This is a genomic window from Pseudomonas sp. GL-R-26, from assembly GCF_019947365.1.
In the GTDB taxonomy this organism is placed as follows: Bacteria; Pseudomonadota; Gammaproteobacteria; order Pseudomonadales; family Pseudomonadaceae; genus Aquipseudomonas.
In genome coordinates this window covers 116,684-140,928 of record NZ_JAGYGI010000002.1, presented here as the reverse complement: position 1 = coordinate 140,928, position 24,245 = coordinate 116,684, and the positions used below count along the sequence as shown (strand labels likewise).

Here is a 24,245-nt window from a genome sequence, read left to right as displayed (position 1 = left end):
TTTGCCCCCGCAAAGCTGACGTACGTTCGGCGCGGTTGGTAAGTGGTTGAATTGAAAAGAAATTTGCTTCGCGAGAAGCAGCCTGGTGAGAAAGTGTCTATGAAAGCAGGTCTGTACCAACCAGATGAATTCAAGGATAACTGCGGTTTCGGCCTGATAGCCCATATGCAGGGCGAGCCCAGTCATACCCTTTTGCAAACGGCCATTGAGGCCCTGACCTGCATGACCCACCGCGGTGGGATTAATGCCGACGGCAAGACCGGTGACGGTTGCGGTCTGCTGATTCAAAAGCCGGACGTGTTCCTGCGAGCGATCGCCCAGGAAACCTTCGGCGTCGAAATGCCCAAGCAATACGCTGTGGGCATGGTCTTCTTCAACCAGGACCCGGTCAAAGCCGAAGCCGCTCGCGAGAACATGAACCGCGAAATCCTGGCCGCCGGTCTGCAACTGGTCGGCTGGCGCAAAGTGCCGATCGACACCAGCGTCCTCGGCCGCCTGGCCCTTGAGCGCCTGCCGCAGATCGAGCAGGTGTTCATCGGCGGTGAAGGCCTGAGCGATCAGGACATGGCCGTCAAGCTGTTCACCTCCCGTCGTCGCTCGTCCGTGGCCAACGCCGCCGACACCGACCACTACGTGTGCAGCTTTTCGCACAAGACCATCATTTATAAAGGCCTGATGATGCCGGCGGACTTGACCGCCTTCTATCCGGACCTGAGCGATGAGCGCCTGCAAACCTCGATTTGCGTGTTCCACCAGCGCTTCTCCACCAACACCCTGCCGAAATGGCCGCTGGCTCAACCGTTCCGCTTCCTGGCGCACAACGGCGAGATCAACACCATCACCGGCAACCGCAACTGGGCCGTGGCCCGTCGCACCAAGTTCACCAACGACCTGATGGATCTGGAAGAGCTCGGCCCGCTGGTCAACCGCGTGGGTTCCGACTCCTCCAGCATGGACAACATGCTCGAACTGATGGTCACCGGTGGCATCGACCTGTTCCGTGGCGTGCGGATGATCATTCCGCCTGCGTGGCAGAACGTCGAGACCATGGACCCGGATCTGCGTGCGTTCTACGAATACAACTCGATGCACATGGAGCCGTGGGACGGCCCGGCCGGCGTGGTAATGACCGATGGTCGTTACGCGGTGTGCCTGCTCGACCGTAACGGCCTGCGTCCGGCGCGTTGGGTCACCACCAAGAACGGCTTCATCACCCTGGCCTCGGAAATCGGTGTCTGGAACTACCAGCCTGAAGACGTGATCGCCAAGGGCCGTGTGGGCCCGGGCCAGATCTTTGCCGTGGACACCGAAACCGGTCAGATCCTCGACACCGATGCGATCGACAACCGCCTGAAGTCCCGTCATCCGTACAAGCAATGGCTGCGCAAGAATGCCCTGCGCATCCAGGCGACCATGGAAGACAACGACCACGGTTCGGCGTTCTACGATGTCGATCAGCTCAAGCAATACATGAAGATGTACCAGGTCACGTTCGAAGAGCGCGACCAGGTGCTGCGTCCGCTCGGTGAGCAAGGCTACGAAGCCGTGGGCTCGATGGGCGACGATACGCCGATGGCCGTGCTGTCCCAGCGCGTGCGCACGCCGTACGACTATTTCCGCCAGCAGTTCGCGCAGGTCACCAACCCGCCGATCGACCCGCTGCGTGAAGCCATCGTCATGTCGCTGGAAATCTGCCTCGGTGCCGAGCGCAACATCTTCCAGGAGTCGCCGGAACACGCTTCGCGCGTGATCCTCAGCTCGCCGGTCATTTCCCCGGCCAAGTGGCGCTCGCTGATGAACCTCGATCGTCCGGGCTTCGAGCGCGCGATCATCGATCTGAACTACGACGAGAGCGTCGGCCTGGAAGCGGCGATCCGCAACGTGGCCGATCAGGCTGAAGAAGCCGTGCGCGCCGGTCGTACCCAGGTCGTGCTGAGTGACCGTCACATTGCCCCAGGCAAGCTGCCGATCCACGCTTCGCTCGCCACCGGTGCGGTGCATCACCGCCTGACCGAGAAAGGCCTGCGTTGCGACTCCAACATCCTGGTGGAAACCGCGACCGCTCGCGATCCGCACCACTTCGCCGTGTTGATCGGTTTCGGCGCCTCTGCCGTTTATCCGTTCCTGGCCTACGAAGTGCTGGGCGACCTGATCCGTACCGGTGAAGTGCTGGGCGACCTCTACGAGGTGTTCAAGAACTACCGTAAAGGCATCACCAAAGGCCTGCTCAAGATCCTGTCGAAGATGGGTATCTCGACCATCACTTCGTACCGTGGTGCGCAGTTGTTCGAAGCCATCGGCCTGTCCGAGGAAGTTTGCAACCTGAGCTTCCGTGGCGTGCCAAGCCGCATCAAGGGTGCGCGTTTCGTCGACATCGAAGCCGAGCAGAAAGCCCTGGCCACCGAAGCCTGGAGCCCGCGCAAGCCGATCCAGCAGGGTGGATTGCTGAAGTTCGTCCATGGTGGCGAGTATCACGCGTACAACCCGGACGTGGTCAACACCCTGCAAGCCGCTGTGCAGCAGGGCGACTACAGCAAGTTCAAGGAATACACGTCGCTGGTGGACAACCGCCCGGTGTCGATGATCCGCGACCTGCTGAAAGTCAAAACCCTCGACACTCCATTGGACATCAGCGAGATCGAACCACTGGAATCGGTGCTCAAGCGCTTCGACTCCGCCGGTATCTCCCTGGGCGCCCTGTCGCCGGAAGCTCACGAAGCCCTGGCCGAAGCCATGAACCGCCTCGGTGCGCGTTCCAACTCCGGTGAAGGCGGCGAAGACCCGGCGCGCTACGGCACCATCAAGAGCTCGAAAATCAAGCAGGTTGCCACCGGCCGTTTCGGTGTGACCCCGGAATACCTGGTCAACGCTGAAGTGCTGCAGATCAAGGTCGCCCAGGGCGCCAAGCCCGGCGAAGGTGGTCAGCTGCCAGGCGGCAAGGTCAACGGTCTGATCGCCAAGCTGCGTTACGCAGTACCAGGCGTGACCCTGATTTCGCCACCGCCGCACCATGACATCTATTCGATCGAAGACTTGTCGCAGCTGATTTTCGACCTGAAACAAGTCAACCCGAAGGCGCTGGTCTCGGTGAAGCTGGTAGCAGAAGCGGGCGTCGGCACCATCGCCGCCGGTGTGGCCAAGGCCTACGCGGACTTGATCACCATCTCCGGTTATGACGGTGGTACCGGTGCATCGCCACTGACCTCGATCAAGTACGCGGGCGCTCCGTGGGAACTCGGCCTTGCCGAAACCCACCAGACCCTGCGTGGCAACGACCTGCGCGGCAAGGTCCGTGTACAGACCGACGGCGGCCTGAAAACCGGCCTCGACGTGATCAAGGCGGCCATCCTCGGTGCTGAAAGCTTCGGCTTCGGCACCGCGCCAATGATCGCCCTGGGCTGCAAATACCTGCGCATCTGCCACCTGAACAACTGCGCCACCGGCGTCGCGACCCAGAACGAGAAGCTACGCAAGGATCACTACATCGGTACCGTCGACATGGTGGTGAATTTCTTCACCTACGTCGCCGAAGAAACCCGTGAGTGGCTGGCCAAGCTGGGCGTGCGCTCCCTCGAAGAGCTGATCGGCCGTACCGATCTGCTGGAAATCCTCGAAGGCCAGACCGCCAAGCAGCATCACCTGGACCTGACCCCGTTGCTGGGCAGCGACCACGTGCCGGCGGACAAGCCGCAGTTCTGTGGCGTTGAACGCAACCCGCCGTTCGACAAGGGCCTGCTGGCCGAGAAAATGGTCGACATGGCCACCTCGGCGATCAACGACCTGAGCGGCGCTGAATTCGCCCTGGATATCTGCAACTGCGACCGTTCCATCGGCGCACGGATCTCCGGCGAAATCGCGCGCAAGCACGGTAACCAGGGCATGGCCAATGCGCCGGTCACGTTCCGCTTCAAGGGCACTGCCGGTCAGAGCTTCGGCGTGTGGAACGCCGGTGGCCTGCACATGTACCTGGAAGGCGACGCCAACGACTACGTCGGCAAAGGCATGACCGGCGGCAAGCTGGTCATCGTTCCGCCGAAGGGCAGTGTCTACCGCACCCAGGACAGTGCCATCATCGGCAACACCTGCCTGTACGGCGCCACTGGCGGCAAGCTGTTCGCCGCCGGCACCGCGGGCGAGCGTTTCGCCGTGCGTAACTCCGGTGCCCACACCGTCGTGGAAGGCACTGGCGATCACTGCTGCGAGTACATGACCGGTGGTTTCGTCTGCGTCTTGGGCAAGACCGGTTACAACTTCGGCTCTGGCATGACCGGCGGTTTCGCCTACGTGCTCGACCAGGACAACACCTTCGTTGACCGGGTCAACCACGAACTGGTGGAAATCCAGCGGATCAGCGGCGAGGCGATGGAAGCCTACCGCAGCCACCTGCAACGCGTGCTGAACGAATACGTCGAGGAAACCGACAGCGAGTGGGGTCGTGAACTCGCCGAGAACCTCGATGATTACTTGCGTCGTTTCTGGCTAGTCAAACCTAAGGCGGCGAGCTTGAAATCTCTGCTCTCCAGTACTCGTGCGAATCCGCAGTAACGACGCAGCTGCAAGCGGCAAGCTTCAAGCCGCAAGTTAACAGCAGTGCGCGTTGTGCCTGCCACCGTGATTGTCTTGCAGCTTGAAGCTTAGAGCTTGAAGCTGTCGTGTAAGAGGTTTTGAAGATGGGCGAACGACTCAGCAACGACTTCCAATTCATCGAGGTCGGGCGCAAGGATCCGAAGAAGAAACTGTTGCGTCAACGCAAGAAAGAGTTCGTGGAAATCTACGAACCCTTCAAACCCCAGCAGTCGGCCGACCAGGCACACCGCTGCCTGGGTTGCGGTAACCCGTATTGCGAATGGAAGTGCCCGGTGCACAACTTCATTCCCAACTGGCTGAAGCTGGTGGCCGAGGGCAACATCCTCCAGGCCGCCGAGCTGTCGCACCAGACCAACACCCTGCCGGAAGTCTGCGGCCGGGTGTGCCCGCAGGATCGTCTGTGCGAGGGTGCCTGCACCCTCAACGACGGCTTCGGCGCGGTGACCATCGGTTCGGTGGAGAAGTACATCACCGACACCGCGTTCGCCATGGGCTGGCGTCCGGACATGTCCAAGGTCAAGCCGACCGGCAAGCGTGTCGCGATCATCGGTGCCGGGCCTGCGGGCCTGGGCTGTGCCGACGTGCTGGTGCGTGGCGGCGTGACCCCGGTGGTGTTCGACAAGAACCCGGAAATCGGCGGTCTGCTGACCTTCGGCATTCCCGAGTTCAAGCTGGAAAAGACCGTGCTGAGCAATCGTCGCGAAGTCTTCACCGGCATGGGCATCGAGTTCCGCCTCAACACCGAGGTGGGCCAGGACGTGACCATGGAGCAACTGCTCGAAGAATACGATGCCGTATTCATGGGCATGGGCACCTACACCTACATGAAGGGCGGCTTTGCCGGGGAAGACTTGCCGGGCGTGTACGACGCGCTGGACTTCCTGATCGCCAACGTCAACCGCAACCTGGGCTTTGAAAAGTCGCCGGAAGATTTCGTCGACATGAAAGGCAAGAAGGTCGTGGTACTGGGCGGTGGCGACACGGCGATGGACTGCAACCGTACGTCGATCCGCCAGGGCGCCAAGTCGGTGACCTGCGCCTATCGTCGTGACGAAGCAAACATGCCGGGCTCGCGCAAAGAGGTGAAGAACGCCAAGGAAGAAGGCGTGAAATTCCTCTACAACCGCCAGCCGATTGCCATCGTTGGTGAAGACAAGGTCGAAGGCGTGAAGGTGGTCGAGACCCGTCTCGGCGAGCCGGACGCCCGTGGTCGTCGCAGCCCCGAGCCGATCCCGGGCTCCGAAGAGATCATCCCGGCCGACGCCGTGGTCATCGCTTTCGGTTTCCGCCCGAGCCCGGCGTCGTGGTTCGAGCAGTTCGAGATCCAGACCGACAGCCAGGGCCGCGTGGTGGCGCCGGAACAAGGTCAGTACAAGCACCAGACCAGCAACCCGAAAATCTTCGCCGGTGGCGACATGGTGCGCGGTTCGGACCTGGTAGTGACGGCGATCTTCGAAGGCCGTAATGCGGCGGAAGGGATCCTGGATTACCTGGGGGTCTAAACCCTGATCCTGAGCCGAATGCAGTAAAAATGTGGGAGCGGGCTTGCCCGCGAAGAGGGAGTATCAGTCGACAGTTTTGTTGCCTGACACACCGCATTCGCGAGCAAGCCCGCTCCCACAGTTGTTTCGCGGTGTTGCTAAACTCTGTATTTCATTGCGACAAATTGACCCGAAAGACAAAAGCCTCCGCTCTTGCCGTGCCTTTTGCGCCCGGCTCTGAGAAAATGCCCGTACTTTTTTTCCGGATGCCGACATGACTGCCCTGAAGAACGACCGTTTCCTGCGCGCCCTGCTCAAGCAACCCGTAGACGTCACCCCCGTGTGGATGATGCGTCAGGCCGGTCGCTACCTGCCTGAATACCGCGCCAGCCGTGCCAAGGCCGGCGATTTCATGAGCCTGTGCATGAACCCGGCGTTCGCTTGCGAAGTCACAATGCAGCCGCTCGACCGCTATCCACAACTGGACGCGGCGATTCTCTTTTCCGACATCCTGACAATCCCCGATGCAATGGGTCAGGGTCTGTATTTCGAAACCGGCGAAGGTCCGCGCTTCAAGAAAGTCGTCAGCACCCTGGCTGACATCGAAGCCCTGCCGATTCCTGATCCGCAAAAAGACCTGGGTTACGTGATGGACGCGGTCAGCACCATCCGCCGCGAACTGAACGGCCGTGTGCCGCTGATCGGCTTCTCCGGCAGCCCGTGGACCCTGGCGACCTACATGGTCGAAGGCGGTTCGTCGAAAGACTTCCGCAAGACCAAGGCCATGCTCTACGACAACCCGCAAGCCATGCACCTGCTGCTGGATAAACTCGCGCAGTCGGTCACCAGCTACCTCAACGGCCAGATCATGGCCGGTGCCCAAGCGGTGCAGATCTTCGACACCTGGGGCGGCAACCTGTCGGCAGCGGCGTACCAGGAGTTCTCCCTGGCCTACATGAAGAAAATCGTCAGCGGTTTGATCCGCGAGCATGAAGGCCGCAAGGTGCCGGTGATCCTGTTCACCAAGAACGGCGGCCTGTGGCTGGAAAGCATCGCCGACGCCGGTGCTGATGCACTGGGCCTGGACTGGACCTGCGACATCGGTAATGCCCGCGTCCGTGTTGGCGACAAGGTCGCGCTGCAAGGCAACATGGACCCGACCGTGCTCTACGCCAAGCCGGAAGCGATTCGCGCGGAAGTCGGGCGCATCCTGGCCAGCTACGGCAAAGGCAGCGGCCACGTGTTCAACCTCGGCCATGGCATCACGCCGGAAGTCGATCCGGAACATGCCGGCGCGTTCCTGCGCGCGGTACATGAGCTGTCGGCGCAGTATCACGAATAGCGATTGTCCGTTTTCAAAAAGCCTGTCCCGCCTAGTGCCGGACAGGTTTTTTTATGCCGATTAAAAGCTCAATCGATAAAGCATTACTAGCTGTAAGAATGTTTTCTTTCTTTGTCGGACCGAGGAATGGAGAGACTGTTCCTGCCTCGCGTGTTGATTACTCCTACATAGAACTTTCTTCCATCCCCGTAAGGTTTCAGGCTCTTGTCCGGCGTATCGCCGAACAGTCACGAAGCGAACAGGGGTGCCCACAAGGCGCCCTGTTTTCGATAAGCAGTCTGGAATACATCATGAAAATTACATTTGATAAAAGAAGTGCTTTAACGGCCTGCACTTCATCGATGATCCTGTTATCGGCAATGCTGGCCTCTCAAACCGTTTCCGCCCATGGCTATCTGGAAGTGCCGCCTTCGCGCGCGTTGGCTTGCCAGAAAGGCTTGAACACCAACTGCGGTGGCGCCCAGTACGAGCCGCAGAGTGTCGGTGAAACCTTCAAAGGCTTTCCGGCAGGCGTCGGCAGTGCTCCCTTGCAGGGGCCGGTCGATGGCAAGATCGCCAGTGGTGGTCACGCGCTGTTCTCTGCCATGGATGCACAGTCCGCCACCCGTTGGCACCTGACTGAAATCAAGGACCGCAACATCGATTTCAAGTGGCATTACACAGCGGTTCACCCGGCCACCAAGCACGAGTATTTCATCACCCGCAACGGCTGGAATCCGAACGAATCGCTCAAACGCACCACCTTTGAAAGCACGCCGTTCTGCACCATCAACGGCGACAACAAGCGTCCGGAGTCCAGCGACAAGCACAACTGCAACATTCCGGCAGACAAGTCTGGCCATCACGTCGTCCTGGCCATCTGGACCGTGGGCGATACCGATGCCGCGTTTTACAACGCTGCGGATCTGAACATCCTGGCGGAGCCTGAGCTGCCTGGCGGCTGGTCCTCCGTAGGCAGCATTGCGCCTTCGACGGCGCTGCTGGTGGGCGACAAGGTCAAGGCCCGGGCGTTCACCGCCAATGGCGAGAGCCCGGACTACAGTGTCGAAATCAGCATCGATAACGCTGAAGACGGCACGGCGCAAAACTGGTCGTTCAAGCTGGCCGAAAAAATCAACCAGACCCACAGCCTTGTTCGTGCCGGTATCCGCGACGAGAGTGGTAATGTCGAGCCGGTCAAAGGCACCAACAGCCTCTACGCACAAAAAGAAAGCGGGGTAGTCCGCTACGAAGTGCAACTGGACATGAAGGAGGACACCGCTGCGCGCATGGCGGTGGCCTCGCAGCAAGCCGAATACGTCCTGGATAAAGGCCGGGCGAAGGTCGAGTTCAGCATGATCGCGAACCGTGCGATGAACGTTGAAGCCACCTTGCTCGACCAGAGCAACAAACCGGTAGGTACCACCTCTACACAAGTGGCCAGTGGCTCCACCTCGTTGTCCATGGATGTGCGCAGCAACCCCGGCGCACACACTCTGACCCTGGTCGGCACCACCCTGGATGGCCGCACGACTCGTCAGGACACCCAGACCACCCAACTGACCGGTGAAGGCGCGGGCATCGAATACGATTTCGTGTTCCCTGAAGGCCTCAGCGACTACACCGCCGGCACCAAGGTGCTGCATCCAAAGACCAACGAAGTCTTTGAGTGCAAGCCGCTCCAAGTGTCGGGTTACTGCAAGCAGTACAGCCCCTCCGCCAACGGTTATGAACCGGGTGTCGGTGCTCACTGGCACATGGCGTGGAACAAGTTGTAAGTCCCCCTCGTAGTACTTCAGGCGATCGGTAGCCGATCGCCTGAAGGTTTACTTCTATGACGTTGATCGAGTTGAAAATGACGGTTTCAGGTTATTCCAGACAGCGCGTACTGCTGCATTGGTTGTCTGCGGCGGTGATCCTGTGGACCTTGCTGTCCGGTTTTCTTGCGGCCGGTTTCGAGGTGTCTGCGCACACCAGGGAGTCGGTTGCGTTCTTCAATGTTTCGCTGACGACTGTGTTCATACCGTTTTACCTGTGGCGCCTGTTTCTGTTTTTCACTCATACCCGTTTTTCGGGCCTGAGGTCGTTGTCGCTTGTCGAGGTGCTCGCACTGTTCGTGCACTCATCGATTTACCTCATCGTCGGTGCCGTTCTGGTGACCGGCGTGTTGATGATGGATCGCCCGATCAATGTATTCGGGGTTATCGAGATCGCTCAGCCGTTAAGCGATCCACGACTGATCGAATTGTTCGTCAAGGTCCACACGTGGGCGTGTGTGGTGTTGTCGCTGCTGCTGGCCGTCCACATCGGCGCCGTTATCGTGCATGAGGCCTGCAACCACCGGGTGCTGCGACGTATGTCTTTGCGCCTGTGCGGCAAGCCTGGGCCCGGGCGACTTGAGTGAGGCCATGGTGATGTTTTCGCGCGAGCGCTTGACCGGACTGGCCTTGCTCCTGGGCAAGGCGAGCCTGTTGGTCGTGCCGTTGGTCTACGGGGCATTCCTGGGCTGGCAGGAGTGGCGCTATCGCGAACAGTTGGTGTTGCCAGCACCGCTCGCGGCCTCGCGAGCCGCTCCCGCACCCCCTCAAGCGCTCGACGCAACGGCGGTTGCAACGGTGCTCGGTCTGACCACGGGTGCCGAATTGCTGCCGAGCGCGGAACCGCTGACCTTGAAGGCAAGCTTCGTCGTCACCCACGGCTTGTCCCGGGTGCTGCTGGCGGACTCGCAAGGCGCGCGCATCTACCAGGTCGGCGAGCGCTTGCCCGGTGGCAGCGTCTTGCGTCGCGTCGAGCCCGATCACGCGGTGTTGTGGAGCAAGGGCCGAGAGGAACTGTTGACGCTCCAGCCTCCCGCGACGGGTTTTCTGCAACGACTCGATCCCCACGGCAAGCCACAAGTGCCCAGCGTTTCTCCGCGTTTTTTTAGCCCGCTTGCCGGGTCGACAGAGTGATCAAGTTCATGAATAGCTTTCTCGGTGCGCAAGCACTGCGACCGGTGATTTTTTTCGTCGCCATGGTGGTAACGCTTTCCCATGGCGCGCTTCAGGCCGAGGAAGAAAAGTGGCAACTGGCGATGAACAACGCAGAGCTGCGCGACATCGTCGAAGAGATCTCCAACATTCTGGGGACCACCGTAGTGCTGGACCCCAAAGTCTCCGGTCGAGTCACGGTCATGTCCCGGCAGGCCCTCGATCGTGAAGGGGTGCGCCGGTTGTTCTATTCGGTGCTCGATGCCCACAACTTCACGGTGATCGATGAGGGCGACCGGATCCTCATCACCCCCGTCGCCGAGGCCAAGACCCGTGCCGGCCAGGGCACGGTCAAAACCACCACGGCGTCGCAGTTCGTGACCGAAGTCATCGGCTTGAACACCGGTAGCGCCACTGATATTGCCGGGTTGGTGCGGCCATTGGTCTCTGCCAATGGTTATGTCGGCCCTTCGGTGTCGGCCAACGCGTTGGTGCTGACCGATACGGCTGCCAATGTGAAGCGCATCGCCCGGGTGATCCGCGAACTGGACTCCGGTCAGAACAACCTGTACGCGGTGGTCCAGCTCAAGCATGCCCTGGCGGGCGATGTCGCGCCGGTGATCGAGGCCTCCATGGGCAAGCGCAATGCCGATTCAGCGATACAGGTACTGGCCGACACCAGGACCAATCGCCTGATTTTCATTGGCCCGCCGGTCGTTCGCCAGCGCCTGATCGAGCTGGCCCGAGGTCTGGATACGCCGGCCACCACGACCCTCGACAATGCCCGGGTGATTCGCCTGCGTCACAGCGATGCCAAGCAGTTGGCCGAGATTCTTGAGTCGATGGGGCAGGGCAGAAAACAGGTGGCCACCGTCGGCAGCGCCAAAGATTCATCTGGTGGTGCAGCCTTCATGATCAAGGCCGATGAAAGCCAGAACGCGCTGGTGCTGATTGCCGAACCAGCCCAGGTACGGACCATCGAAAACATCGTGCGTCAGCTGGACCAGCCACGGGCTCAGGTGTTGATCCATGCCGCCATCGTCGAAATCTCCGGCGACATCGCCGAGGCCGTTGGTGTGCAGTGGAACCTCAACACAGGCAACGCCAAGGGCTTCATCAACTTTCCCGGCACCGACATTCCGATCGTCGGTGGGCTGAAGTTCGACGAGAAGAGATCAGCGCCAGAAGGGGCGATCCTGCAACTGGGCGGTGACCGCTTCGGTGCGCTGGTTTCGGCGCTGGCCAGCAACACCCACAGCAACCTGCTGTCCACGCCGAGCCTGTTGACCCTGGACAATCAGGAAGCCGAGATCATCGTCGGCCAGAACGTGCCGTTCAAGACCGGTTCCTACGCCACCAACAGCAACGGTGCGGAGAATCCGTTCACCACCGTCGAGCGCAAGGACGTTGGCATCAGCCTGAAGATCAAGCCTTACATCAACGAAGGCTCGACGTTGCGCCTGGAGGTCGAGCAGGAAGTGTCGGACATCGCACCGTCGGTATCGGGCATCGACTCCTCGGACCTGATCACCAACAAGCGAGCGCTCAAGAGCACCATCCTCGCCGACGATGGCGAAATCATCGTGATCGGCGGCCTGATCAGGGACAGCGTGCGTACCCAGAAAAGCGGCGTGCCGCTGCTGCGAGACATTCCCTACCTCGGCGCGTTGTTCCGCTGGAGCCGCGACACCCAGACCAAAAGCAACCTGATGGTGTTCTTGCGCCCGACCATCGTGCGCAGCAAGGAAGACCTGTCCCAGGTCAGCCAGCAGCGGTACAACGCGCTGCGTGACTTGAGCAAATCAGGGGCGGGGGAAAACAACTCGCTGTTGCTGCCATCCGAGGCGCGCGGGTTGTTCGAGTCGGCCAGCGACGCGCCAGTATTCGATTTGCGCGGCAAGGCGCAGTGAACCCATGAGCGAACTCTGCGAGCAACTGCCCTTCGGCTTCGCCCGGCGTTTTGGTGTGTTGCTGGAGCATGACGGCGACGACTTGCGTCTTGCCCTGCGCAGTGATGCGCCGCTCACCGCATTGGCGGAAGCGCGCCGGGTGTGCGGGCGGGCATTGCCGTTTCAAATCGTCGGGGCCGATGAGTACGCCTCGCGCCTGGCGGCGGCCTATCGCGAGGGGCACAGTGCGGTCGAGCAAGTTGCCCAGGGGCTGGACGAAGAACTGGACTTGCTCAGCCTAGTCGATCAGGTCCCGCAAACCGCCGACCTGCTGGAGCAACAGGGCGACGCACCGATCATTCGCCTGATCAACGCGCTGCTCGGTGAAGCGGTGCGTGAGCATGCCTCGGATGTGCACCTGGAAACCTTCGAGCAGTACCTGTCGGTGCGCATGCGGGTGGATGGCCAACTGCGTGAAATGCTCAGGCCCAAGCGCGAACTGGCGACGCTGCTGGTGTCGCGGATCAAGGTCATGGCGCGCCTGGACATCGCGGAAAAACGCGTGCCCCAGGATGGGCGAATGGCCTTGCGCCTGGCCGGGCATGAAGTCGATGTGCGGGTCTCGACGCTGCCTTCGGCCCATGGCGAACGGGTGGTGCTGCGCTTGCTCGACAAGCAGGCCGGGCGGCTGGATTTGCATCGGCTGGGCATGCCGGACGATACCCTCGCGGCCCTGCGTCATCTGTTGGGCAAGCCCCACGGCATTCTGCTAGTGACCGGGCCGACCGGTTCCGGCAAGACTACCAGCCTGTACGCCGCGCTGAGCAGCCTGAATGACCAGACCCGCAACATTCTCACGGTCGAAGACCCGATCGAATATCACCTGCCGGGTGTCGGCCAGATGCCAGTCAATCCGAAGGTCGACATGACCTTCGCCCGGGGCCTGCGGGCGATTTTGCGCCAGGATCCGGACGTAGTGATGGTTGGCGAAATCCGTGACCGCGAAACCGCTGAGATCGCTGTCCAGGCGTCCTTGACCGGGCATCTGGTGCTTTCGACCCTGCACACCAACAGTGCGGTCGGAGCGGTCACACGGCTGGTAGACATGGGCGTCGATGCCTATCTGCTGGCGTCCTCGCTGGTGGGCATTCTGGCCCAGCGTCTGCTGCGCACCTTGTGCCCCCATTGCAAGGTTGCGTACCTCGCCGATGCGGCGGCCTGCCAGCGCCTGGGGTTCGACACGAGCACGCCGCACACCCTGTTCAAGGCCTCGGGCTGTGAACAGTGCCAGCACGGCTATCGCGGACGTATCGGCATTTACGAACTGATCAGCGTAACACCCGCAGTCTCGGCGCTGATCCATCAGGGCGCCAGTGAGCAAATCCTCGTCGACGAAACGCGCAAGGTCTCGCGCAGCCTGTTCCTGGACGGGCGCCAGCGAGTGCTGGAAGGATTGACCAGCCTCGATGAGTTGCTGCGTGTGACCCAGGAGAACTGACCGGTGCCGACCTTCGACTACCGCGCCCACGACGCCCAGGGACGATCCTGCAAGGGACGGCTGGAGGCCGATGGACCCCGCCATGCGCGACAGTTGTTGCGTGAGCGTGGTTTGTGGCCGCGTGTGTTGACCGAAGTCCGGATCGGCAGTGGCACAGGCAGGCAACCTCGCGGAGGAAGCCTGAGCGCAGCTGATCTGGCGTTGTTGACGTTGCAACTGTCAACGCTGGTTCAGGCCGGACTGCCCCTTGAGGAAGCGCTCGATGCGGTGGCGAAGCAGAGCTCAAAGCGCAAGGTTGCGGGCTTGCTCTCGGCGGTCAGGAGCCGGGTCATGGAAGGCCACGCCCTGGCCTCGGCACTGGGGCAATTTCCACGAGCCTTCCCCGAGTTGTTCCGCGCCACCGTGGCCGCTGGAGAACGCTCGGGGCATCTGGGCCAAGTGCTGGAGCAACTGGCGGCCTACACCCAGGCCCGCCAGGCCTCGCGGCAAAAGATCCAGATGGCTCTGGTGTACCCGTTGATCCTGATGTTGGCCAGTGTGGCGATCGTCGGTTTTCTGCTCGGTTATGTGGTGCCGGATGTGGTGAAGATCTTCGTCGACAGCGGCCAGCCGTTGCCCTGGCTGACCCAGGCGCTGATCGGCGTGAGTAACGGCCTGCGCGACCATTTCCTGTTGTTGATGAGCGTACTGGCGACGCTGTTCGGCCTGTGGCGCTGGAGCTGGCAGCAACCGAAATGGCGTCTGCGTTGGCATCGTTGGGTGCTGAATGCGCCCGTCCTCGGTGAAGTGCTGCGTGCCATGGAAGCCGCACGGTTTGCCAGCACCCTGGCAATCCTCGGCAAAAGTGCCGTGCCCTTGGTGGACGCCCTGGAAATTGCTGCCGCGGTCATCGGCAATCTGACCATCCGTGCGCGGATGGTCGATGTCGCCCGCTCGGTCCGCGAAGGCGGAACGCTGACCCGCGGCCTGGAACTGAGCGGCGACATCCCGCCGATGATGCTGCACATGATCGCCAGCGGCGAACGTGCCGGCGAGCTCGACCGCATGCTGGCCAGGGCCGCCGAACAACAGGAAAACAGCCTCGCCGCGCGCATTGCGCTGGTGGTGAGCCTCTTCGAGCCGGCGATGCTGGTGCTGATGGGCGGCGTCGTGCTGCTGATCGTCATGGCCATCCTGCTCCCGATTCTCAGCCTCAACCAATTGGTGAATTGATCCATGCAACCTGTCCGCAAAAACCTTTCCCGTGCGCAACGCGGTTTTACCCTGATCGAAATCATGGTGGTGGTGGTCATCATCGGCGTGCTGGGGGCCATTGTGGTGCCACAGTTCATGAGCCGCCCCGATCAAGCCAAGGTCACTGCCGCCAGAATCGATATCCAGGCCATCGCCACCGCCCTGGAAATGTACCGCCTCGACAACGCCCATTACCCCTCGACCCAGCAAGGCCTGGAAGCGTTGGTCAAACGTCCCTCCGGACTGCCCGCGGCACGGGGCTGGAACCCTCAGGGTTACCTCAAGAGCATGCCGGTCGACCCGTGGAACACGCCTTATCAGTACCTCAATCCGGGTGTGCGATCGGTAGACGGCACTTACGACCTGTATTCCCTGGGCGCCGATGGCGTAGCGGGCGGCGAAGGGTTTGCAGCCGAAATCGGCAATTGGGGCCATTGATCCGTGGGCTACCGCTGCCGAGGGTTTACCTTGCTGGAAATGATGGTCGTGATTGTCGTGGTCGGCATATTGCTGGGCATGGTGAGCCTTGCCGGTGGGGGTAATCTCGCGCGTCAGGTCAAGCAGGAAGCCGAGGCGATGGTGCAGGTGATTCATCAACTGCGTGAGCGTGCGGTGTTCGAAGGCCAGGAATATGGCCTGCGCCTGAGTGCCGATGGCTACCGGGTGATGCATCTGGGTGTTCGTGGATGGGAGCCGGTGAAGGAACTGACCGACTGGCCTCTGAACGTGCGAGTACGTTTGCAGCAGGACGGCTATGGGGCAGGGCTGGGCGCCGACGAAGGCCCCCCGCAGTTGCTGTTGCTCAGCAACGATGAAACCAGTGCCTTCACGCTGGCATTCGAGTCCGGCAACAGGACCTGGCTGAGCCTGTCCGGCGATGGCATCGGCGAGGTGGCGATCGATGACTAGCCGGTCATCCTTGTCGTCCATGGGTGGCTTCACGCTGCTGGAGATCATGGTGGCCCTGGCGGTCTTCGCGACACTGGCGGCAGCCATGCTGTCGGCCAGTCAATACGCGGTGAAGCAGCGCGGCGCTGTTGAGGAGCGACTGTTTGCGGCGTGGCTGGCGGACAACCGGTTGAACGAGCTACGCCTGCAATCCGGCTTGGCGGCCGGCCAGCAACAACAGATCGTGTCCATGGATCAGCGCGATTGGGTGCTGCAACAGCACATCAGCGCCACCGGCGATCCGCGTTTGCTCCAGGTCGACATTCAGGTCAGCCCGGCGAACAGTGCGCACGCCTTGCATCGTGCCAGTGGCTGGATACTTGCGGTTCATGACTAGGCAGCGTGGGTTCACCTTGCTGGAGCTGGTTATCGCCATGGCCATCTTCGCCGTGCTGGGGCTGGCCAGTTGGGGCTTGTTCGATAGCGTGCTGCGAGTGCAACAGGGCACGGCGGCCCACGAGCGAGAGCTGAGGAGCCTGCAACGAGCGATGGCGGTGATCGAGCGGGATCTGCTGCACGTCACCGCACAGCCGGTGGTGCTCGCAGCGCCGCTTTTGCAGTTCCAGCGCAGTCACTGGCGCAATCCTCTGGACCAGCCGCGCAGTGAGCGCCAGATGCTGACCTATCGACTCGACGGCGGCGTGCTGTGGCGCGAAAGCCAGGGCGAAGGTACGGAGTTGGTGCAGCGGCAAAAACTGCTCGAAGGCGTTCGTGAGTTGCGCTGGCGTCTGTTCGACAGCCAGTCCGGCTGGGTCGCTCATTGGGTGGACGGGCAGGAGGCGAAGGCGCTCATGGCGCTGGAGGTGCAAGTCTCTGTCGGGCGCTTCGAATCGATTCGTCGGGTGTTGCCGATGCCGGGTGCATTGCCGTGAACGGGCGCCAACGCGGCATTGCGTTGATCAGTGTATTGCTGGTCATGAGCCTGGCACTGCTGATCATTGGTGGCGTGTTGCGCAGCCATCACCTTTCGCTGCAAAGCAGTGGGCAACAGTTGCAGCAAATACAGCTGCGGCAACTCGCATTGGGCGGGGAAACCTGGGCGTTGTTGCTGTTGCGCGACGCGTTGCAGGACGCAAAAAAACCCGTCGAGCGGATTCAAGGCTGGACGGCCATGGCACCGGGTTTCGAGGTTGAAGATGCGCAGATCCGAATCGATATCGATGACCTCGCCGGACGCTTCAATCTCAATGGGTTGTTACGCCAGGGGCAGGTGGATCAGGTCACCCTCAACCGTTGGGCGCGCCTGCTCGAGTTGCTCGAACTGCCTCCTCTGCAACTGAGCCAGGTCGGGCCGCTGGGGGAACTGAGCCAACTGCGCTTGCTGCCTGGCATTGACGCTCGCCTGCTGCAGCGGCTGGAACCCTGGGTGGCGCTGCTGCCCGCCGACACCGCCTTGAACATCAACACCGCACCGGCGCTGCTGTTGAGAACACTCGGCGAGGTGGACGCCGCGACCGCCGATGCGCTGGCGCATCAGGCGGCAACAATGCCCTGGGCGAGCGTCCAGGCGTTTACCCAGGACCCGTTGCTCTCCGGGCAGGGCCTGAGCAGTCACGGGCTTGGCACCCAAAGCCGCTGGTATCGGATAAGGGTGCAGGTGACCCGGGACGGGCGCGAACTGCACTTGGCCACGGATGTCGGACACGACCCCAAGACTCGACAACTGACGGTGCTGCAACGACGTTTTCTTCCCATGAGTAGCCACGAGAGACCGCGATGAACACTTGGCTTTACCTGACCGCCGAGGGGCAAGACGCACCATCGGGCCTCTGGCCCTGCGTCCTGTGGTCGCCAACCCTTCGACGCCTGCCGATGCCGCTGAATCAGGCGGCCTCCGCATTGCAGGGGCAGGTAGTTGATGTGCTGTTGCCCATGGAAATGTGCAGTTGGGTTCGCAGCGAGCCATGGCCGTCGCGACGCAGGCCCGAAGCCCAGGCCATGGCCTACGCCGTGGAAGATCAACTGAGTGACGCGCTGGAAGTTGTGCATCTGAGCGTTGGCGCTCGTGATCGTGACGGCTGCTACCCGGTCATGGTCATTGACCGCGAACGGTTGGCCGCCGTACTCGACTTGCTGCGCGAGGCGGGTATTGAGGTGCGCGGGGTGTTCGTCGATGCCGATCTGTTGTCCGGCGATCAGCCGTGCGGCGCATGGTGGCTCGGTCGCTGGTTGTTGGGTGCAGGCCTGTCGGCGCGCCTCGCGATATCGCAAGACGACCTGGCTCTGCTCACTCCGTTATTGCCCAAGGACATGCAATGGCTGGATGAGCGTGAGGCCCCCGCCGTCATCGACCAATGCCTGACCCACCGCCCAACCCGGGCCATCAACCTGCTGCAGGGGGCATTCGCCCCACGGGGCAAGCGTCTGCCCTGGCGTGCCGGCGGGTGGGCGCTGTTGATGCTGGCGCTGTTGACCTGGGGTGCCAGCGAAACGCGGATCCGCTTCCTCGACAGCGAAGCCCGCCGCCTGGCCACCCAGAATGAACAGCGATTCAAGGCGCTTTACCCGGAGCAAAGCCGCATCGTCGATATGTCAGCGCAACTCAAGGCCCTGCAAAGCCAGCCTGTGGAGTCGCAAAACACCCGCATTGCCGGGCTGGTCCGGTTGATTGAGCAGGTGATTGGCGCCAGCCCGGTCGAGGTCCAGCGCATCGAGTTTCGAGCAGGCGAAGGATGGAAAATCCAGCTGACCGCCAGCGGCTTTACCGAGCTGGAGCAGTTGCGGGAACGCGGACGACAACAAGGCATGCCCGTCCGGCTCGATAGCGCAAATAAAACCGCTGACCGGGTGCACGCCACCCTCACCGTGGAGGACGAGGCATGAAGCAGACATGGCGACGCATTTCCGAGCGCGAACAACGGCTGTTGCAGGTGCTGGGGGCTTTTTTGTTGGCTGTCGTGGCTTTCAGCCTGATCTGGCAACCGACCCGGCAGCGGCTGGAAACAGCCGAGCGACAATACCAACAGCAGGCGGGGCTGGCCGCACAACTGCAACAGGCGTTGCCGCGCAGCCATGTCCCCGTCGACAGCGAAAAACCGCTTTCACTGCGCATCAGCGAAAGCGCTGCGGCGGCGGGGCTGGAGATCCGTCAGATGGAGAGTGACAGTGATCTGCTGCGCGTGACCCTCAATGGCAATGCGCAGCCCTTGATGCAGTGGCTCGATGGGATCGAGCGCGATGGAGTCGCGCTGCAAACCCTGACGCTGGAGAAGCGTGACGATGCCCTGGAGGCGCGGGTGGTGCTCAGGTAGTTGTGTCGTAGTACATGAGTTGTTGACGAAAAAACCGGAGTAATCATTGCTTAATGAAACGAACGTCCGGTTTGTACCGGACGTTATTTTTATTCGTTTTCAGCGTCTCAGCGTCCCAAGAGCTGTTCTGCGTAGCGAGCAATGACGTGGTCGAAAGCTTCATACTGGCCGTCTCGGGGGTGGCGGTATCGTTGAATAATTGCTTCGAGTTCTTCTATGGCAAAGCTAGCCAGAAACTCATTATCGAAGATGCCTTCCAGTTTTTCTTTACGCCGATTGTTCAAAAAACTGATATCGAGGGCGAGAATGTTAATCATATTCTCAGCAGGTTCGTCGGTATCCGTTGCCTCTATGCGGCCGATCAACGTAAACCTGAATCGGCTTTCGCAGTCCTCGTCCAGAGGAGATACATTGGAGTTTTCGTCGAATTTATTGCCTTTACTGTGCCCGCAATGTGCAGGTTTTGGATCTTCGGTTTCGCCTTGGCAGGAGGCGTGAAGGTTGGTGTACTCAAGATCTAAGTGAACGAAGTGATGTTGCGGCCGGAAATGCTCTACATGACTGGACTCACGAGTAATTTTGTTTCCGCAGTAACAACAAACATAGCCTTGCTCGCGAAGCAAGCTATCGTGAAGAGCTTGTTTTTCAGGGTTGCGTAGTATCGAGTAAGAGGGTGTCCAACCTTCATTCGCTAACGCTTTCCACTGGGTAAATAAAGCTGGCTCAGTTCCTTTGATCACTCGCTTCATCGGCCAATAATCTCCTTGCGCTTAAGCAAGGCTTCGGCTCTTAGAAACTCAGGTAAATCGGGGGCTATTTTTTTGAGTGTATGGAGTAACGATTTAGTTTTTTCGAGATTGTTGTCCTCCAAAGTGGAGAACAATTCAGAGAGCAACGCTTCAATTTTGGGTTCGCGCTGAGCAACATCCATGACCTCCTCAAGCACGCTGCTTGAGTCTAAACCATACGTGACGCGCGGGTGAGATGAATGTCCGTCATTCAGTACAATGACTTCTTCAGGCTTTAGGCTGCCGATGATTTGAGGAGAGTGGCTGGCCGCAACGAACTGAATTTTAGGAAATGCGTTCCTGAGCGTCGTCACTATGCTGCGCTGCCACGCTGGGTGAAGGTGAATGTCTAATTCATCTATGACGACGATTCCGCTAGTCAACTCTAGTACCTTGCTTCCAAATTGAGGATTCAAAAGGCACATGCGCCGTGCAATATCGGCAACAAGCGCGATCATTCCCCGCTGCCCGTCACTTAAATCACTAAAGAGGAACGACTTGCCTCCAATATTTACGACTAAGTTGCGTAGTTCTAGGTCGTACTCAATGCCTTGCGATTCTGGTAGTGCAACTTTTAGTGCAGAGTTCACCCATTGCAGTTCGTCGTCGAAATTTTTGCGAGGTCCGGAACGCGACATTCTCTGTAGTCTTTCTAAGGTTTTACCGATTATCCAGTTTTCAAATTCTTGAAGGTTTGCCGCTGCGTCAAGCCAGTTTAAGTATGCATCAAGTCGTGATGATTGTTGCTTGACGGCGGACTCAGCAGAGGTCTTGCTAGAAAGCCACCTGCGATCAGCTCGATACAATGCAATTAACGGAAGCTCGACGGTGCTTCCGTTATCTATAAGTTCCAATTGTTTAGAGATTGCTATGTTAATTTCAACGTCGAAACTTCCAGAAACACCATTGCGATCTTTAGAGATGCTCCAGGTTTTAAAGCCGAAGGCGGTGCCTGTTGCACTAACATTGAGTGGATAGGCTCTCTCAAATCGAAGGCGGTCATCGAATTTTTGAATGACAAACCGTACATCTTCATCTGGGATTTGCGAAGATTGCTTTCCCATTGAATTAAGGAAGTTTCTGAAGCATAGGGCTACTGCTTGCAGCAACGAAGTCTTACCACTCCCATTCACCCCTACTACCAGATTAAAACCCGGTTGGAAGTCGAAAGTGGCGTCCTCGTAGCAACGAAAATTCTGAATGTGGAGACGGTCCAGACGCATTCTGGCTTTCCTTTACCAAGACTGACGAATACCGTCAGTGTACCTCGGTCCACGGTTCTCGCTAGGGCGCCGTTATGGCTAAACCTGTGCTGTACCCGGCAGCAGTGGCAACTTCGCCAGTTTCAACGCCGTCAGCAGCGCCACCACCAGCAGCGTGCCGATGAACAACCCGATGCCGTTCCAGCCGCCCAGGTGCCAGAACACGCCACCTACCGTACCGGCGATGCTCCCCCCGGCGTAGTAGCTGAACAGGTACAAGGACGATGCTTGCCCCTTGGCCCTGGTGGCGCGGCGGCCGATCCAGCTGCTGGCCACCGAGTGGGCGCCAAAGAAGCCGAAGGTAAAGATCAGCATGCCGATGATCACCAGCGGCAATGGCGTGAACATCGTCAGGGCCAGGCCGCCGATCATCAGCGCGATGGTGCTCCAGAGCACTTTGCGGCGACCGAGTCTGTCGGCCAGCGAGCCGATTTTCGCTGAGCTGTAGATGCCCGACAGGTACACCACCGACAGCAATCCGACGAAGGCCTGTTCCATGTGGTACGGCGCGGCCAGCAGGCGATAGCCGATGTAGTTGAACAGCGTGACGAACGCACCCATCAACACAAAGGCTTCAAGAAACAGCAGCGGCAGGCCGGCGTCGCGAAAGTGCATGGTGAAACCGTCGAGCAGGCTGCGCGGGTGCAGCGAGCGGGCGCGGAAGTTACGCGATTCCGGGAGGATTTTCCAGAACACCGCCGCGGCAATCAGCGCCAGGCCACCGATCACCAGCATCGCCGTGTGCCAGCTGACGAAGTCGATCAATACCCCGGTGATCAAGCGTCCGCTCATCCCGCCAATCGCGTTGCCACCGATGTACAAACCCATGGCGAGGCCGATGTGCTGTGGGTGGATCTCTTCGCTCAAGTAGGTCATCGCAACCGCCGCCAGACCGCTCAACGACAACCCAATCAGCGCACGCATCAGCAGCACACCGTGCCAGCTCGGCATCATCGCACTGGCCATGGTGCACAGCGCAGCGGCGAACAGTGCGGCCACCATCACCGGTTTACGCCCGATACGGTCGGAAATCGGGCCGGTGATCAGCAGGCCGATGGCAAGCATGCCGGTGGCGATAGACAGGATCAGGCTGCTCTGCGCCGCGTTGATGGAATACTCGTGGGACAGCAGCGGCATCATCGGCTGCACGCAGTAGAGCAGGGCGAAAGTCGCGAAGCCGCCGCAGAACAACGCCAGCACCGTGCGCATGAACGCCGGGGTGCCTTTTTCGATGTAGATCTCCGCCAGCTCAGCGGCGATAGCGTCCGGTGCTGCGGGAGGAACTTCATGGGCGAGTGGGGCGACAGCAGTTTTCACGTGGGACCTCGGAGGACGCAGCCGGTCAGGTAATGAAAAAAGCATATAGCTGGCTAATGATTCAATCCAATATATTGTTCGACCTGTTTGATAGCTTTAACGACCTAATGGGGTTTCCATGGAATTGCGTCATCTGCGCTACTTCATCGCCGTCGCCGAAGAACTGCACTTCGGCCGCGCCGCACAGGTGCTGGGCATCTCCCAGCCACCGCTGAGCCAGCAAATTCAGGCGCTGGAACAGGAGGTTGGCGCGCGGTTGTTCGAGCGTACCAATCGTCGGGTCGAGCTGAGCGAGGCCGGTCGGCTGTTTCTGCAAGAGGCTCGGCTGGTGCTGGCGCAGGTCGACAAAGCGGCAGATGTCGCGCGACGGGCGCAACTGGGGGAGTTGGGTGAACTGAAAATCGGCTTCACCTCGTCGGCACCCTTCAACTCGACCATTCCCCAGGCGATTTTCTCTTTCCGCCAACGCTTCCCGGCGGTGCACCTGAACCTGCGGGAAATGAGCAGCACCCAGGTGGCCGATGCGCTGGTAGACGAGTCGATTGAAGTCGGCATCATGCGCCCGCTCGTGTTGCCGGATTGCCTCAGTGTGGTCGAATTGATGCGCGAGCCGCTGGTTGCGGTGCTCAGCTCCAAGCACCCATTGGTAGAGGGCAGCGAAGAGGGCTTGTTTCTGTCAGCCCTGGCGCTTGAGCCCTTTGTGTTTTTTCCGCGCAGCTATGGCAGTGGCCTGTATGCGCAGTTGCTCAGCCTGGCGCGGGATGCCGGTTTCACTCCGCATTTTGCACAAGAGGCTGGCGAGGCGATGACCATCATCGGGTTGGTGGCTGCGGGTCTTGGCGTCTCGGTGATGCCGGCGTCTTATCAGCGGATGCGTATTGACGGCGTGGTCTATCGACCGTTGCTCGATCCGGCGGCGGTGTCGGCGGTGTGGTTGGTGCAGCGTAAGGACCAGAAGTCGGCGATGGCGCGGGCGTTTGTGGAGTTGCTGACGCGCAAGGTTGAGCCGTCGAAGGCGTGACTGTCTGCGATGGTTTGCTCTGACTACCGAACATCGAATGATCAGAACTCGGTATTGAGTGGGTGTAGCTCAAGCGCTACACTTCGCGCATGACGGAGATCCTTCGAAGTTCTACATTTTCAGGCTGGCTAACAAAGCTGGCCGATAGCCGCGCCAGGATGCGTATTCAGGTGCGGATTGACCGCATGGCTGACGGGCATTTTGGAGATGTCAAAGCTATCGGAGATGGATTGAGTGAAGCACGAATCGACTATGGTCCTGGGTATCGGATCTACTTCATGCAACAAGGCCGTCAGTTGATCATTCTCCTGTGTGGTGGAGATAAAAGCAGCCAACCTCGTGATATCAAACAAGCCAGGCTTATTGCGAAATCCTGGCAGGAGCAAAACCCATGACCGAACAATTCACTCGCTGGGACTCTGCTGAGTACCTCAAGACCGAAGAGGACATGGCTATCTATCTGGACGCTTGCATGGAGGAAGCGGGAGATGATCCAGCATTCATCGCCAAAGCTCTCGGGACCATTGCACGTGCCCGCGGCATGACTCAGGTCGCCCGCGATTCGGGGCTTTCTCGGGAAAACCTTTACCGTGCATTGTCGGGTGAAGGGAATCCGGAGTTCGGCACCATTCTTAAAGTCATCAAGGCTCTAGGTTTGAAGCTACACGCTAGCACGTGAG

The 24,245-nt window shown here is 60.1% G+C and carries 22 protein-coding genes; 19 read left to right on the top strand and 3 right to left on the bottom strand.

Annotated elements, in window-relative coordinates; all coding sequences use genetic code 11:
- Positions 1-99: 99 nt before the first annotated feature.
- The 16 genes from gltB to gspM all read left to right on the top strand — a co-directional run bounded on the left by gltB (position 100) and on the right by gspM (position 19,177).
- A complete protein-coding gene (gene gltB / locus KGA96_RS03855) occupies positions 100-4,545 on the top strand; it encodes a glutamate synthase large subunit (RefSeq protein ID WP_046039656.1) in 4,446 nt (1,481 codons plus the stop codon).
- A gap of 125 nt (positions 4,546-4,670) precedes the next feature.
- Complete coding sequence (locus KGA96_RS03850; protein WP_046039657.1) at positions 4,671-6,089, top strand: FAD-dependent oxidoreductase; 1,419 nt, start codon at positions 4,671-4,673, stop codon at positions 6,087-6,089.
- Positions 6,090-6,342: 253 nt separating this feature from the next.
- Complete coding sequence (hemE, locus tag KGA96_RS03845; RefSeq protein ID WP_046039658.1) at positions 6,343-7,410, top strand: uroporphyrinogen decarboxylase; 1,068 nt, start codon at positions 6,343-6,345, stop codon at positions 7,408-7,410.
- Between the two features lie 290 nt (positions 7,411-7,700).
- The gene (gene gbpA, locus KGA96_RS03840; RefSeq protein ID WP_223465764.1) at positions 7,701-9,167 is read left to right on the top strand and encodes an N-acetylglucosamine-binding protein GbpA; all 1,467 of its coding nucleotides are present in this window, start codon (positions 7,701-7,703) and stop codon (positions 9,165-9,167) included.
- 77 nt (positions 9,168-9,244) lie between these two features.
- Complete coding sequence (locus tag KGA96_RS03835) at positions 9,245-9,793, top strand: cytochrome b (RefSeq protein WP_223511876.1); 549 nt, start codon at positions 9,245-9,247, stop codon at positions 9,791-9,793.
- Between the two features lie 4 nt (positions 9,794-9,797).
- Positions 9,798-10,340: a hypothetical protein gene (locus KGA96_RS03830; RefSeq protein ID WP_223511671.1), complete on the top strand. Its 543-nt coding sequence runs from the start codon at positions 9,798-9,800 to the stop codon at positions 10,338-10,340.
- 8 nt (positions 10,341-10,348) lie between these two features.
- Positions 10,349-12,268 (top strand): type II secretion system secretin GspD, encoded by a 1,920-nt coding sequence (gene gspD / locus KGA96_RS03825; protein WP_046039661.1) that lies wholly within the window; start codon positions 10,349-10,351, stop codon positions 12,266-12,268.
- 4 nt (positions 12,269-12,272) lie between these two features.
- Positions 12,273-13,745 (top strand): type II secretion system ATPase GspE, encoded by a 1,473-nt coding sequence (gene gspE, locus KGA96_RS03820; protein ID WP_223511663.1) that lies wholly within the window; start codon positions 12,273-12,275, stop codon positions 13,743-13,745.
- Positions 13,746-13,748: 3 nt separating this feature from the next.
- Complete coding sequence (gspF, locus tag KGA96_RS03815) at positions 13,749-14,957, top strand: type II secretion system inner membrane protein GspF (protein ID WP_223511654.1); 1,209 nt, start codon at positions 13,749-13,751, stop codon at positions 14,955-14,957.
- Positions 14,958-14,960: 3 nt separating this feature from the next.
- A complete protein-coding gene (gspG, locus tag KGA96_RS03810) occupies positions 14,961-15,416 on the top strand; it encodes a type II secretion system major pseudopilin GspG (protein ID WP_223465757.1) in 456 nt (151 codons plus the stop codon).
- A 3-nt stretch (positions 15,417-15,419) separates the two neighbouring features.
- Complete coding sequence (gene gspH / locus KGA96_RS03805; protein WP_080925289.1) at positions 15,420-15,887, top strand: type II secretion system minor pseudopilin GspH; 468 nt, start codon at positions 15,420-15,422, stop codon at positions 15,885-15,887.
- Entirely contained in the window at positions 15,880-16,263 is a 384-nt protein-coding gene (gene gspI / locus KGA96_RS03800) for a type II secretion system minor pseudopilin GspI (protein WP_223465756.1), read from the top strand. The genes gspH and gspI overlap by 8 nt, the downstream gene beginning before the upstream one ends.
- Positions 16,256-16,798 carry a type II secretion system protein GspJ gene (locus KGA96_RS03795; protein ID WP_223511649.1) on the top strand — a complete coding sequence of 181 codons (543 nt, stop codon included), beginning with the start codon at positions 16,256-16,258 and terminating at the stop codon, positions 16,796-16,798. Before gspI ends, KGA96_RS03795 begins: the two co-directional genes overlap by 8 nt.
- Complete coding sequence (locus tag KGA96_RS03790) at positions 16,795-17,646, top strand: type II secretion system protein GspK (protein ID WP_223465754.1); 852 nt, start codon at positions 16,795-16,797, stop codon at positions 17,644-17,646. The genes KGA96_RS03795 and KGA96_RS03790 overlap by 4 nt, the downstream gene beginning before the upstream one ends.
- Entirely contained in the window at positions 17,643-18,749 is a 1,107-nt protein-coding gene (gene gspL / locus KGA96_RS03785) for a type II secretion system protein GspL (RefSeq protein ID WP_223511647.1), read from the top strand. Before KGA96_RS03790 ends, gspL begins: the two co-directional genes overlap by 4 nt.
- Complete coding sequence (gspM, locus tag KGA96_RS03780; protein WP_223511645.1) at positions 18,746-19,177, top strand: type II secretion system protein GspM; 432 nt, start codon at positions 18,746-18,748, stop codon at positions 19,175-19,177. The genes gspL and gspM overlap by 4 nt, the downstream gene beginning before the upstream one ends.
- A gap of 107 nt (positions 19,178-19,284) precedes the next feature.
- Here gspM and KGA96_RS03775 read toward each other — a convergent pair whose 3' ends face one another.
- The 3 genes from KGA96_RS03775 to KGA96_RS03765 form a co-directional block, all read right to left on the bottom strand.
- On the bottom strand, positions 19,285-19,926 hold the full coding sequence (locus KGA96_RS03775; protein WP_223511644.1) for a retron system putative HNH endonuclease: 642 nt from the start codon (positions 19,924-19,926) through the stop codon (positions 19,285-19,287).
- The gene (locus KGA96_RS03770) at positions 19,923-21,188 is read right to left on the bottom strand and encodes an AAA family ATPase (RefSeq protein WP_223511635.1); all 1,266 of its coding nucleotides are present in this window, start codon (positions 21,186-21,188) and stop codon (positions 19,923-19,925) included. Before KGA96_RS03770 ends, KGA96_RS03775 begins: the two co-directional genes overlap by 4 nt.
- Positions 21,189-21,266: 78 nt before the next feature.
- On the bottom strand, positions 21,267-22,589 hold the full coding sequence (locus KGA96_RS03765; protein WP_263286869.1) for an MFS transporter: 1,323 nt from the start codon (positions 22,587-22,589) through the stop codon (positions 21,267-21,269).
- Between the two features lie 73 nt (positions 22,590-22,662).
- Here KGA96_RS03765 and KGA96_RS03760 point away from each other — a divergent pair, with 73 nt between their 5' ends.
- The 3 genes from KGA96_RS03760 (at position 22,663) to KGA96_RS03750 (ending at position 24,244) form a co-directional block, all read left to right on the top strand.
- Complete coding sequence (locus KGA96_RS03760) at positions 22,663-23,565, top strand: LysR family transcriptional regulator (protein ID WP_223466284.1); 903 nt, start codon at positions 22,663-22,665, stop codon at positions 23,563-23,565.
- 89 nt (positions 23,566-23,654) lie between these two features.
- Positions 23,655-23,960: a type II toxin-antitoxin system RelE/ParE family toxin gene (locus KGA96_RS03755; RefSeq protein WP_218475880.1), complete on the top strand. Its 306-nt coding sequence runs from the start codon at positions 23,655-23,657 to the stop codon at positions 23,958-23,960.
- On the top strand, positions 23,957-24,244 hold the full coding sequence (locus tag KGA96_RS03750) for an addiction module antidote protein (protein ID WP_223466285.1): 288 nt from the start codon (positions 23,957-23,959) through the stop codon (positions 24,242-24,244). The genes KGA96_RS03755 and KGA96_RS03750 overlap by 4 nt, the downstream gene beginning before the upstream one ends.
- Position 24,245 lies beyond the last annotated feature (1 nt).